The sequence below is a fragment of the Neorhizobium sp. S3-V5DH genome, assembly GCF_004343065.1.
Lineage (GTDB): Bacteria > Pseudomonadota > Alphaproteobacteria > Rhizobiales > Rhizobiaceae > Neorhizobium > Neorhizobium huautlense.
The window spans coordinates 89,107-102,299 of sequence record NZ_SMCL01000004.1; the positions used below are offsets into that span (position 1 = coordinate 89,107).

Genomic DNA, 13,193 nt, shown 5'->3' on the forward strand with positions numbered 1-13,193 from the left:
TTGTCTTGGAGTACCACGGATGACCCAATCGCATGAGGCTGCTCTTTGTAGCTATTTTCAAGATGGCCAGCGCTGGGAACAGGAAATCTTGAAGCAGGCGGAGCGATCGCGAACGATCGCCTGGTTCCTTACCACCATCTTCGGCACGATCACATTGTTGTCGTTGACGGCACTCATCATGCTCGTGCCACTCAAGACGTTTGAGCCCTATATCATCGAAGTCGATAAAAACACGGGCTACCTCGAGGTTAAATCCGGTCTCACCCGATCTGGGAAGCTGACCGACCAGCAAGCCGTCACCCAGGCCAATGTCGTGCGCTACATTCGTGCGCGCGAGAGCTACGATCCTTTTGCGATCACGGAAAATTTCGGCATTGCCGCACTTCTTTCTGCGGAGCACGCGGCCCGGGAGCTGCAGGAGCTTTATAGCGCGGCTAATCCGGATAATCCGGCAAAGGTCTACGGCAAAAACCGGCAAGTGACAGTCGAGATCAAGTCCGTCTCCTTCCCAAATTCTAGCACCGCCTTGGTCAGGTTTTCGACCACCGAAAAGTCAGACACCGATCAGATCATGCGCCATTTTATTTCGGTGGTTCGGTATCGTTACACCGAAACCCCTGCCACCAATGAGTGGCGGTTTGAAAATCCGCTCGGCTTCCAGGTCTATAACTACCGTCGCGACCAGGAGACGGTGACGCCGGGAGAGGCCGGATGATAAGGCGACTTACCCTCCCAGCGGCCTTTATTGTCGCCATGGCCAGCGAGGCTCTTGCCGCCCAAGTGCCGCGAGCGGGCTCGCTTGATCAACGGGTTACCAGCGTCGTCTACCAGGGCAACAATGTGGTGAAGGTTTCCGCCACCTACGGCATCTCGACAATGATCATTTTCGACGAGGACGAAAAGTTCGAAACCATCTCACTTGGTGACACTGATAGCTGGCAGGTCGCTCCATCGGAAAAGGGGAATATCCTGTTTGTAAAACCGGTCGCAAAAGATGTCGCCACCAACATGAATGTGGTGACCTCGAAGCGGATCTATTTCCTCGAACTCAATGACCACGCACCGAGCGACGACAAGCAGGTATTCGGTATCCGCTTTATTTATCCTGAGAAGGATCTGAATGCGCGATTGCGTAAAGAAGCCGAACATAGGGCGGTTTTTCCCAATGTCTGGAATATCGACACGGCAAACCTCAACATCGACTATTCGTTTTCCGGCGATCCGGCGCTGAAGCCGCAGATGATCTTTGATGACGGCAAGAAGACTTTCTTCAGGTTCCAAAGGCGGGTACCGGCCATTTTCGCCGTCCAATCCGATTTTTCGGAATCGCTGCGCAACTTTCGCAAAGAGGGCGACTACATCGTCGTCGATGGCGTTGCCACACAATATACACTGCGCGATGGCGACCAATGGACCTGCATTTTTAATCTCAGAAGATCTGACTTCGCTGTTTCGGACCCAGACACCCTGGGGCCGGTTTTCGACACGCAAGCAACCACGCGTTGGAGGAGCGGCAATCGATGAAGCTAAGCCCCGAATTGCAGGCAATGGTTGCGGCGGACGACGCGGCAGTCAGCGACAGGAACGCCGCACGCAATCAGACGCTGGGAATGGCGACCCTGTTACTGGGTGGCGTCATCGCTGCCTATTTTGCCCTTACAACCTCGACGCAAAAGCCCGAAAACAATGTCCAGAGCGACGAGGAGTTTCAAACAACGACTTTTCAGCCGCCGTCATTTTTAAGAGAGACCGAAAAACCGAACCCTGAGCCTCCACAACCGGTCATCCATCTGCCGCCTCCCCCACCGTCGGTCGAACCGTCACCTCAAACGACGACATTCGACGTTCCTCCACCGCCCGATGTAATATCGCCGCCACAGGCCTCGCCACCTGTCGAGCAGGCCTTCCCGGAGCGATACAAGTCAAAGCTGGTCACACTTAATCAGGGCAAGCCGGGTGGAACAGGAAGCGAAAGCGAGGAAGATCCGTCAGGACTGGTGGTTGCCGGAGAAGACCGCAACAGCAAATATCTTAACACTGCTGCCGGTCTTTCCGACCGCAGTGCAAGGGCAGGCCGGATCGAGCGGATTGATGCCATGGTCCCGGAGGGGACCTTGATTCCCGGTATTTTGGAAACCGCGATCAACAGCGACCTGCCCGGCCAGATCAGGGCACTTACATCTGAGGACGTCTATTCGTTTGATGGACGGCGTATCCTCGTCCCGGCTGGCACACGCCTCATTGGCGAATATCAGTCGGAATTGACGCGGGGCCAAAAGCGGATTTTTGTCATCTGGAGCCGCCTAATTCGCGATGATGGCGTGTCTATCCGGCTCAATTCGATCGGCGCCGATAGCCTGGGGCGTTCAGGGCTGACCGGCCATGTGGACAACAAGTTCCGTGAACGGTTCGGCGCGTCAATGATGCTGTCGATCGTTGGTGCCGGTGCCAGCTATCTGACCGGCTACGGAAGCAGACAATCGTCCGGTAACCGCGATGACGCCGAGCGCGGCGCAGAGCTTGCACGCGAAACCATCGCCGAAACTTTCAGCGATATGGCAAATACGGTCCTTACCGAAAACCTACGCATCCCACCGACAATCAGTGTTGATCAAGGGGAGCGCATCTTCGTCTATGTGCGCCAGGACCTCGATTTCAGCGGCCTTTACGACGATCCCGTCACCGAAGCGATGAAGGAGATCAGACGTGAACGTCGCGGCAGGTAATCCAACCAGGATCAGGCACGATCCCCATTATTTCCTCAATCGCGCTCTTGAACCGATCAGGCAATTTCTCGATGATCCAAACGTGGTTGAAATCGCGGTGAACAAGCCCGGCGACGTTTATGTGGAACGGTTTGGAACCGACCATATGGAGCATCATCCGATCGTTGCTCTGACGGCCGACGAGATCCAGAACATCGGCGAGCGGGTTGCCGCTGCCACCAACCAGTTTATCAGCCGCGCCAAACCGATTCTCAGCGCCTCGCTTCCGACCGGCGAACGCATCCAGGTCGTCCTGCCGCCTGCAGCGCCGCAAGGCGGTTCTATTTCGCTCAGAAAACAGGTCGTCAGTAATTTCGCGCTCGAGGACTATCGCGACAGAGGCTTTCTGGACCAGGTGTCGGTTGCGGTCGGCGGCCTCAGCGAGGTCGATCGAGAACTGATCGAGCATCTGCATAAAAACAGGATTTACGACTTCATCCGTACTGCCGTTACCAGGCGGGTTTCGATCCTGATCAGCGGTGGCACGTCTTCCGGCAAGACCACGTTCCTGAATGCCTGCCTGAAATGCGTGCCGGCATCTGAGCGGATCATTACGCTCGAAGACACACGTGAACTTTTTCCGCCGCAAACCAATATAGTCCACCTGATAGCCTCAAAAGGCGATCAGGGGACGGCGGACGTGACGATCCAGAACCTGCTTGAAGCCTCGCTACGCATGCGGCCAGATCGTTTGTTTGTGGGAGAAATCCGAGGCACAGAAGCTTTTTCCTTTATGCGCGCCATCAATACCGGTCATCCCGGCAGCATGTCGACGATCCACGCCGATACGCCGATTGGCGCCTACGAACAGATCATCATGATGATGCAACAGGCTGGCATGTCTGCGAGCGTCTCAAAGCTGGATCTTATGTCCTATATCAAGATGGTCATCCCGATCGTCATCCAACTTCGCCGCGAGGGGGGAAAACGCAGTGTCTGCGAGGTCTTCTTTGCTCGGGATGCATCATGACCAAAGGCCTGCGAACCATTTATCTCATCTTCTGTGCCGGGATAGCATTTGTCGGCTGGATGCTCGGTTATGGTCTTTGGCTTCAGTTTTTTTACAAAGACGGGCGGATACTAGAAGCCACGATCAGCAGCAATCCGTTGGCGCCGATTGAGCAATTGTGGTTTTACAAAACGAACCCCACCCTGCAGAAAGTAGCGCTCGGATCGGTGATGCCGGCGCTGTTTCTAGCCGGTCTTGTCGCCTATGCTGGTCTGAAGTCCGCGAGCAATCCTTTGGGTAACGCGGCGTTTCAGAACATGGCTTCGCTTCGGCGCGGCAAGTGGTTCCAAAAGCGGGGTCACATCTTCGGCCGAGTGGGACGGCGCCTTCTGCGCGTCAAGGATGACCGCCATCATGTGATTATAGGCCCGACGCGCTCGGGCAAGGGCGCCGGTTACGTCGTCCCCAATGCCCTGATGCACGAGGGATCGATGATCGTCACCGATATCAAAGGTGAGATATTTAAAGCAACAGCCGGATACCGCCGCCGACAAGGCTCCCAGGTCTTTTTATTTGCGCCGGCGTCAGAGAGGACAAACCGCTATAATCCGCTTGACTTCGTGCGGGCGGAACGCGGCGACCGCACCACAGATATTCAAAACATCGTCAGCATCCTTGTCCCTGAAAACATAGACTCTGAAAATTCAGTCTGGCAGGCGACTGCGCAACAGGTTCTGGCCGGCGTCATCAGCTACATTCTGGAAAGCCCGCTTTATAAGGATCGCCGCAATCTCGGCGAGGTCAATTCCTTCTTCAACACGGGACAGGATCTCCAGTCCTTGATGAAGCTCATCAAGGAGAAAGAGCCTTTTCTTTCGAAGTTCACTGTGGAGAGCTTCAATTCCTATATCGCGCTTTCCGATCGCGCTGCAGCTTCCGCTCTTCTCGATATCCAGAGGGCCTTGCGTCCCTTCAAGAATGAACGGGTTGTTGCCGCGACCACCGTCACCGACATGAATATCCGTGCCTTGAAGCACCGGGCGATCTCGATCTATCTGGCGCCCAATATCACCGATCTGACGCTATTGCGTCCCCTACTAACCCTGTTCGTGCAGCAGGTGATGACCATGCTGACGCTAAACCACGACCCAAGGTCTGTGCCGGTCTATTTCCTCCTCGACGAGTTCGTTCAGTTGAAGCGGATGGAGGAGATCGTGACGAAGCTTCCCTATGTCGCGGGCTACAATATCAAGCTCGCTTTCATCATCCAGGACCTAAAGGCCCTCGATGAAGTTTACGGCGAAACCGCGCGCCATTCGTTGCTTGGCAATTGCGGTTATCAGCTGATTCTCGGGGCCAATGACCTGGTGACGGCGGACTATGTGTCCAAGGCGCTCGGCAAGCGTACGATCCGCTATCAATCGGAATCGCGAACGGTGGAATTGCTCGGTCTGTCGCGGCGGACCAAGATGGAGCAGATCCGTGAACGGGATCTGATGATGCCGCAGGAGGTCCGGCAAATGCGGGAGGATAGGATGGTGCTCCTCGTCGAAGGGCAGATCCCGATCTTCGGAGAAAAGCTTCGGTTCTTCCAGACGCGTCCCTTCAAATCAGCAGAAGCCTATTCGCAGGCAAACATTCCAGATGTGCCGCAGGTTGAATACTTCTCGCAAAGACCGGTTCCGGCGACGACCGCGCAATACGCAAGTCAGGGGGATTCATTATTCGAGCCCCCTCTTGCCCCATGATGTTGCAAGAGAAATACCCACTGAGACCGGAGCAATCCAGGGGATGATTTCGATCTGAACAGTTAATCGAAGTTTCCGGTAAGACCGGCGCTTCGCTTTCAAAAAAGACCACCTTAATCCCAATACACATATCTCGTTCAATGCCGCAATGCTGCAAAGGCAACATCAGCCGGAACCTTCTGCGTAAAAATATACAAAGCCGATTTTGCCCCGGGCAGTAACATCATGGCAGATAGCACGCCCGTAAGCCAACGAAGACCGAAAGCAGCGTGAGATGCTGCTCAGCCCATTGTAGATCTGACCCCTGCTTACCCCTCAAGCAAGTTGTTCAGCCTATTATGAATGTGCAGGTTCGATATGATGCCGTTCGAATGTGCAAATCGGTAGCTCTCGCGAAGTACAAAGAAGCTCGTTGACCATAACAGGAGACTGATCAGCAACGCAATAATATACGCCTGAACTCTCATATCGCTCCTCCTCTTACCTTCCCAGCGTGATATTGTCCCATTCTGGAAAGCATGTCGAGGTTCAAACACGCTCTCGCCGTTCGGCTGACCTTTGCGTTTGTCCCCTCAAGGTGAGGTGGTGACTAGCCGATTATCGGAATACCAAACGAAACGAAGGGCATAGCCCTGCATTGGCGAGAGACTGCCGCAGATACACGGCTCTTCTTTCTTGGCGAAAGCCATCTCATCGGCAGCAAACAAGTTACCTGCCATCGGATACATCCGTAGGTCGACTTCCCGGACTTGCTGACCAGCGCGCCGGGTCACCATCGTTATTCGTCGTAACAGCCTCCTGAATTTTGCCAGTAGCCCACCGGCCGCATCATGTGTGTAGGCGCCCATTGGCGTGCCTATGATTGGCACGATACCCGGCTGAACACGCGCGGTACCGGCCAGGGCAAGGCGACTAGGTACATTCAATCTTGTGGTCCGTGTTTGGCGGTGGCCTACGGCGCAAATCAACACATGCGTCAAACCGTTGCTCGGAGGCCATTCCATTAACAGTCCGCGCCTGTTCGCGTGTTCGTGCTAATCACGCCGACATGGCCCTCCTCGAGAAACGACCGATAGACGCTCTCAATTGCCTGTCTCAGCTCAAACTTCGGAAACCACCCTAGACTAAGAAGCTTTTCGGAGCTCATCATCTTGCGAGGCGTACCGTCTGGCTTTGAAAGATCCTTGACTATGTCGCCCTGAAATCCGACGATCTTGCAGACTAGCCGCGCCAATTCGAGGATCGTCAAGTCTTCACCAGATCCCACATTGACATGAGTGTCACCAGAATAAACCTTCATCAGGTGGACGCAGGCGTCAGCGCAGTCATCCACATGTAGAAACTCGCGCCGTGGCGTTCCCGTGCCCCAGATGGTAATTTCAGGCAGATTGTTTAGCTTGGCCTCATGCGCCTTGCGGATCAGGGCCGGCATAACGTGGCTGGAATTCAGGTCGAAATTATCACCGGGACCAAAGAGATTGGTCGGCATCGCGGAGATAAAGTCGCTCCCATGTTGCTTACGATAGGCCTGGCACAACTTGATGCCGGCGATCTTAGCAATCGCATACCATTCGTTGGTCGGCTCTAGCGGCCCAGTCAGCAATGCTTCTTCGACGATCGGCTGGTCAGCAAATTTCGGATAAATGCAGGACGAGCCGAGAAACAGGAGCTTTTCTACGCCCACCTTGTGGGCAGCGTGTATGATGTTCGCCTCAAGGATCAGGTTGTCGTAAAGGAAATCGGCGGGATAGGTATCGTTGGCGAGGATGCCGCCAACCCTGGCAGCCGCCAGGAAGACAGCATCCGGTTGATTCTTCTCCATCCAGGCCTCGACCTCGCTCTGGCGGGTCAAGTCCACTTCGAAACGTGTTGCCGTTAGAAGTTCGCAATCTTCGGCGACCAGGCGACGAACGAGCGCCGAGCCGACCATGCCGCGGTGGCCGGCAACATAGACCCTTTTGCCGGCAAGGCTGTAGATCACTTCAGGCATGGGAAAGACCCTTGTTGCCGCCGGCGGTCGGCACATTGCGCGCCATGACCTTCAAATCTTCGCGAACCATTTCAGCAACGAGCTGGTCAAGATTGGTCTCATGGCTCCAGCCAAGCTTCTGATGGGCTTTCGCGGGATTGCCTATCAGCAGGTCCACTTCCGTCGGCCGGAAGTAGCGGGGATCGATTTCGACAACACACTGGCCGGATGTCACGTCATATCCTTTTTCGTCGACGCCCTGCCCCCGCCATTCGATCGGCATACCGACCTTGGCAAAGGACTTTTCAACGAAGGAACGCACGGTGTGTGTTTCGCCGGTTGCGAGCACATAATCGTCGGGCTCGTCTTGCTGCAGCATCAGCCACATGCCGCGCACATATTCGCGCGCATGGCCCCAGTCGCGCTTGGCATCCAGGTTGCCGAGGAACAGCCGCTCCTGAAGGCCCAAATGAATGGCAGCCGCTGCACGGGTGATCTTGCGGGTGACGAAGGTTTCGCCGCGGATCGGGCTCTCATGGTTGAACAGGATGCCATTGGATGCATGCATGCCGTAGGCTTCGCGATAATTCACGACTATCCAGTAGGCGTAGAGCTTTGCTACGGCGTAAGGAGAACGCGGATAAAAGGGTGTCGTCTCACTCTGAGGCACTTCCTGCACCTTGCCGTAAAGCTCGGAGGTGGAGGCCTGGTAGAAGCGCGTCTTCTTCGTCAGCCCCAAAAGGCGGATAGCTTCCAATAGACGCAGCGTTCCAGTTCCGTCTGCATTGGCAGTATACTCCGGCGTCTCAAAGGAAACCTGCACGTGGCTCTGTGCCGCGAGATTGTAGATTTCATCCGGCTGCGTTTCCTGCACGACGCGAATGAGATTGGTCGAATCCGTCATATCGCCGAAATGCAGGATGAAGCGCGGATTCTCGATATGCGGATCCTCGTAGAGGTGTTCGATGCGATTGGTATTGAAACTTGAAGAGCGCCGCTTGATGCCGTGAACGGTATAGCCCTTCCGGAGAAGCAGTTCGGCAAGATAGGCACCGTCCTGGCCGGTGACGCCGGTGATCAATGCAACCTTGCCGTTGCCCTTCGAAATTTCGCTCATAATGTCCCTCTGCCAAATGCGTCCGCTATCGAAGCACTGCTTCCTTGATTCGCATCATTTTGACGCGGGAAGTTGGCATCAACCTTGCGCAATACCATCGAAGCGGTGCTCCGTGCGCGAAGTGTAGTCATTGTGATCGGTTACGTCGTGTCAAAATTCGTTTTCTTCTCCGATGCCATGCAGGTTCGAGCCAAGGAGGATGTCGGAGCCGGAGCGGTAACCGCTCTTATGATCTTCCACCAGCCACGGCGGGCAGCTCAAAAACAATCTAGATTGATAGTTCTCACCGCTAGAACATTATAGGAACTTGTTAGGTGAGCTGGACGCGGTCATCCACATGTTATCCACAGCTTAAGAACGTGCAATTCACACGTTTGACGACCGTTGCCATTGGCCTGAAAGCAGACATGCCGAGCTTGATTGAGACTGCGCAGGCCTTCCCCTCGATGATGCTATCGGCGATCTCGACTGGCGTTGAAGGTTGATTTCTACCTCCTAATACATAACGGTGTTGAGCGTCACATGAACAGGTTCGCCCGCCTTGAATTGTATGCTGCCGCGCGCCAGCAGCCAGCCATCGGCGCGCTCCAGGCGCGCAATGATCTGCAACGTCGGCGACGCACTCGAGCTGACCGGCGGCGTCAAGGAAAAGGCTATCGTCTTCGACCCGCCATCGCTTTTGACGCGCGTCTCCGTGACGCGACGTCGCTTACTATCCTGAACGGCGGGGTCCTCCAGATATATCTCGATATGACCTTCCGGGATAAAAGCGCTGCCCTCGAACGTGACTGCGCCGCGAATATCCGCCGATTGCCCAGCGGCTGGGCCTGCGACCGCGGCGACAGCCGCAACTCCGACGGTCATCAATACTGTGCGGCGGTCGGTCGGGCGCTTCATTCCACATTCTCCACTATCGCCCCGCAAGGCGCTTAGCGGCACTGCCGCTCATCTTGTGGTTCGAAAATCGTACGGTTGCATGTTTCCGGCAAACCTAGGCCGTTTCAAGGATGAAACGCTGGCGCCGAAGGATGCCGCACTTTTTGGGCATCTGAAAAGATGGTCGCGGGAGGGCGTCTCAACGGCGCCCTCCCGGAGTTACGCTAGATGATAATGAAATCGGACGCCGACAACCTCAGATTTGCGTTCAACTGCGCAAACTGAATGGCTTCGCCTTCTCCACTGCCATCGATGTCATAAAACAGGGCGCCGCTGTCGGTGTCATAGACGATGCGATCATCGGCGTCGTGAGCGGCGCCTGCCGCATTCCCGTAAAACGCCCCCAGACCTAGGACTCCGTCGACACCCACAGTCTCAAAGATGAGATTGTCCAGGAGGATCGTGTCGTCGATGACGTTGAAGTCTCTGATCCAGTCGATATTGCCGTTCCCAATCTCGGTCGAGAAGCGGAATGTATCCTCTCCTGCGCCGCCGATGAGCGTGTCGGCCGCCAGACCGCCATCCAGCAGATCGCTGCCGGCACCGCCGGTGAGCTTATCGGATCCCGCCTCTCCTGGCTGAGCCGGTGCCGGGGGAAACTCGACCGATACGTTCAACTCGTATGTCGAGCCGTCCGGTACAGCTTCCGCCCAGCCGTCACCCGGCACATCGGGGGACCAACTGCCCTCCAGTATGTAATAGGACCCGGTCTCCTGAACGACGAATACCAGGCTTGAATCCCGGTTGCTCGCTGAGCCCGGATCGCCGCCGCCATCGTCATTCTGAGCGACTATGTTGCCGGCGCTGTCGAGCAGCCTGACCCAGCTGTCGTGGACATTGGGATCGGCAATCCCGTCAATATCGATCGTAATGACCGTACCGGCGGCCAGATCGACCTTGTAATATCCGCCCTGGCCGTTGCCCGTGGCGTTGACGGTCGTATGAAGAACGGTCGTCGAATCGAAGATATCGGGATCGCTGGCGAGCGAAAAATTATTAGAAATGTCGAACGCGGCTGCGACCGAGTTGTTGGTCGCGTCCGGTCCCAGCGTAGCATAACCGGTTCCCATGCCCGGACGTGGCGGCGCGTCGCCCTGATAGGCGAAATCGCCGAGCAGGATGTCGTCGCCGCGGCCGCCATCGAGCACATCGTTCCCGCCCTGGCCGGTCAGGACATTGGCTGCGCCGTTGCCGGTCAGACGGTCATTGAATCCAGAGCCTGCAAGGTTTTCGATGGAGATATATCTATCTCCGCCGGACCTGCCCCCGGCAAGACTAAGCCTTAGTCCACTTGTCGCGTCAGCATAGTCTGCCGTGTCGCTTCCGGCGCCGCCATTCAATATATCGGCCCCGCCGCCGCCGGTCAGCGTGTCGTCGCCGGTGCCGCCGGAGAGCTCGTTGGCGAGCGTATTGCCGATGAGGTGGTCGTCGAAAGATGAGCCGACGGCATTTTCGAAGCCGACGAGTATATCATGACGGATTACTGCACCTCGGCCAACGATTTGCACCGGGCCATCACCATCGCCACCATTGGCCGTGCCGTTCATAAGATCGATCGTCACACCGTCGGAACTGCCGGCATAGACGACCGTGTCGATACCGGAACCACCATCCAGATAGTCCTGGCCGGCGCCACCGATGATCGTATCGTCGCCCTCCTCGCCATAGAGGATATCGCCGTCATTGCCGCCATCCAGGATGTCATTGCCGCCGCCGCCGTTGAAATAGTCCCCGCCGCCCTGGCCCCAGAAATGGTTTGCGTCGGCCGTGCCGATAAAGCGGTCGATGCGGTCGTCGGAACCGATCAAGTTTTCGATACTGTAGAAAGTGTCTCCCGAGGCGGTGCCTCCGCTGGCGACATTGGTGGCAAGGTTGACGAGCAGCTGGAAAGGGCTCTCCTTGCTGTAATCGACCGTGTCGACGCCAGAGCCGCCCCTGAATATGTCAACGCCGTCCTGGCCGCTCAGCGTATCGTCGCCGGCGCCGCCATCCAGAATATCGTTGCCCTGGCCGCCAAGAATGGTGTCATTGCCGCCGCCGCCGTAGAGCGTGTCGTTACCGTCATCGCTTTCGGTCTGGTCTTCAAGATCCTCGACATCGATCGTGTTGTTGATGTCACGGCTGGCGAGCGAGTCGCGGCCGCCGATGATCAGGTCGTCACCGCCCTGGCCGAAGATCGTGTCGTCGCCGGCGCCGCCGTCAAGCGTGTTGTTTCCATTGTCGCCGAAGATGATGCTCGTCAGTGTATTGTCGCCAAAAACGGGCGCGGGTGCGTTGTCGCCCGCGGGCGGCTGAAGCGTCGATTCGTCGGCATAGATGATATTTTCGACGTTGGCGATTCTCCGAATCCTCAGATCTCGGGACAGCAGAATGACCGTGTCGTTGCCGCCGTTGGCCTCTTCGCGAACGATGTCATCCAACGAGTCGACGAAATAGATATCGTCGCCGCCGTTGCCGGCCATGCGATCGGCGCCGTATCGGCCGTCGAGAACGTTGGCGCCGTCATTACCGATCAGAATGTCATTGTAACCGCTGCCGATACCGTTTTCGATGTAGTAGTCGGTCCCATCCGCATTGTGTCCAGCAAAGATCGATACATTGTTGCTATGACCGTTGACGCTGGAGAACTGTCCCGCGCGCAGGTCAAGGATCGTGCCAGCCGTCGAGCCCGAGAAGTCGATCGTGTCGGTGCCGCCGGTATCATGGATCGCAAAACCGATGTCATGTTGCATGCCTGATGCGGTCAACTGATAGCCATACTGCGTGCTCCCGAAGCCGTAAACATTGTCCCCGGTGTTGAGGTCGATGTGCTGATAGGTGCGCACGCCGTTCTCGTCGACGGTTGAAAAGAAGCGACGAATGACGGCTTCGATGTCAGCCATAAGCGGCGTCGCTGCAGACCAGCGGGTGGTTTCGCCGACATCGATCCCATCGAAATAGGACATGACGCTGTATTGCTGGCGGTCATAGGTCCAGGTCGCATTGTTCAGATAGTTGATCTGCACGCCACCGGGGCCGCTGTAGTTGTAGAGCCCGGGATGGTTCAGGCCGAATTCATGGCCGAATTCGTGGATGAAGGAATCGAAGACATATCCGCCGATATCGGTCTTGTTTGGCTCCGTATCGTGAAAACGCTGACCGATGCTGACATAGCGATTGCTCGAATAAGCGCTGCCATCGTCCTCTTCGCCGAGTTCGGGGCTGACAACCTCCATCCAGTCCGTTGTGCTGTCGAACGGCACGTCGTCGACGATCTCGAATTTCAGGGGGGTCACGGACGCCCACATTTGTAAGGCGCCGATCGCGGCGGCCTTGTACTCGGGATGGTCATTGAGCTCGTAAACGTTGATCCTCAGCGTACCCGCGGCGATCTCGGGCGTCAGGCTGCGCGGCAATGCCCCAAGATAATCGAGAAAGGATTCATAATCCTCGCTTTTCCCATAAGGGTTGTCCGGTGTCTGATCGTTTTCCCACCATTCGTCGCTGGTCTGGCTTGGGTTCGGCATCGTGAGGCTCCTCTCCGACGATTGTGCGCAGTAACGGCTAACCCGTTCTGCGGCGGCCAATTTTCAACAGGCAACGCATGCGTCTGCCTATGAGTCCCTCACCCTTCCAGGTAGTGTAATTGGAATCTTCAACTTGTCACCCCTGCAAAGCCGCGTGAGCTACGCTACATTTTGCAATTGAAAATCCGGTCGGCTGCCCTACC

At 56.2% G+C, this 13,193-nt stretch carries 8 protein-coding genes and 1 pseudogene; 5 read left to right on the forward strand and 4 right to left on the reverse strand.

Annotated features, from left to right (window positions below; translation table 11 throughout):
- The first annotated feature begins 19 nt into the window (after positions 1 to 19).
- The 5 genes and pseudogenes from EDE09_RS08455 to EDE09_RS08475 all read left to right on the forward strand — a co-directional run.
- Entirely contained in the window at positions 20 to 715 is a 696-nt protein-coding gene (locus EDE09_RS08455; RefSeq protein ID WP_132409719.1) for a type IV secretion system protein, read from the forward strand.
- Complete coding sequence (gene virB9, locus EDE09_RS08460; protein WP_132409721.1) at positions 712 to 1,524, forward strand: P-type conjugative transfer protein VirB9; 813 nt, start codon at positions 712 to 714, stop codon at positions 1,522 to 1,524. The genes EDE09_RS08455 and virB9 overlap by 4 nt, the downstream gene beginning before the upstream one ends.
- Positions 1,521 to 2,726, forward strand: a complete 1,206-nt coding sequence (gene virB10, locus EDE09_RS08465; protein WP_132409723.1) for a type IV secretion system protein VirB10 — start codon at positions 1,521 to 1,523, stop codon at positions 2,724 to 2,726. Before virB9 ends, virB10 begins: the two co-directional genes overlap by 4 nt.
- Complete coding sequence (gene virB11 / locus EDE09_RS08470; protein ID WP_132409725.1) at positions 2,707 to 3,735, forward strand: P-type DNA transfer ATPase VirB11; 1,029 nt, start codon at positions 2,707 to 2,709, stop codon at positions 3,733 to 3,735. Before virB10 ends, virB11 begins: the two co-directional genes overlap by 20 nt.
- A pseudogene (locus EDE09_RS08475) lies at positions 3,732 to 5,420 on the forward strand (type IV secretory system conjugative DNA transfer family protein); the annotation flags it as partial. The gene virB11 and the pseudogene EDE09_RS08475, both read left to right, overlap by 4 nt.
- Before the next feature lie 1,045 nt (positions 5,421 to 6,465).
- On the opposite strand, the gene EDE09_RS08480 reads toward EDE09_RS08475, so the two are convergent.
- The 4 genes from EDE09_RS08480 to EDE09_RS08495 form a co-directional block, all read right to left on the reverse strand.
- Positions 6,466 to 7,452, reverse strand: coding sequence for a GDP-L-fucose synthase (locus EDE09_RS08480; protein ID WP_132409727.1), 987 nt, complete (start codon positions 7,450 to 7,452; stop codon positions 6,466 to 6,468).
- On the reverse strand, positions 7,445 to 8,548 hold the full coding sequence (gmd, locus tag EDE09_RS08485) for a GDP-mannose 4,6-dehydratase (RefSeq protein WP_132409729.1): 1,104 nt from the start codon (positions 8,546 to 8,548) through the stop codon (positions 7,445 to 7,447). The genes EDE09_RS08480 and gmd overlap by 8 nt, the downstream gene beginning before the upstream one ends.
- Before the next feature lie 495 nt (positions 8,549 to 9,043).
- The gene (locus tag EDE09_RS08490) at positions 9,044 to 9,445 is read right to left on the reverse strand and encodes a hypothetical protein (protein WP_132409731.1); all 402 of its coding nucleotides are present in this window, start codon (positions 9,443 to 9,445) and stop codon (positions 9,044 to 9,046) included.
- A gap of 203 nt (positions 9,446 to 9,648) precedes the next feature.
- Positions 9,649 to 12,990 carry a M10 family metallopeptidase C-terminal domain-containing protein gene (locus tag EDE09_RS08495; RefSeq protein WP_132409733.1) on the reverse strand — a complete coding sequence of 1,114 codons (3,342 nt, stop codon included), beginning with the start codon at positions 12,988 to 12,990 and terminating at the stop codon, positions 9,649 to 9,651.
- Between the last annotated feature and the right edge of the window lie 203 nt (positions 12,991 to 13,193).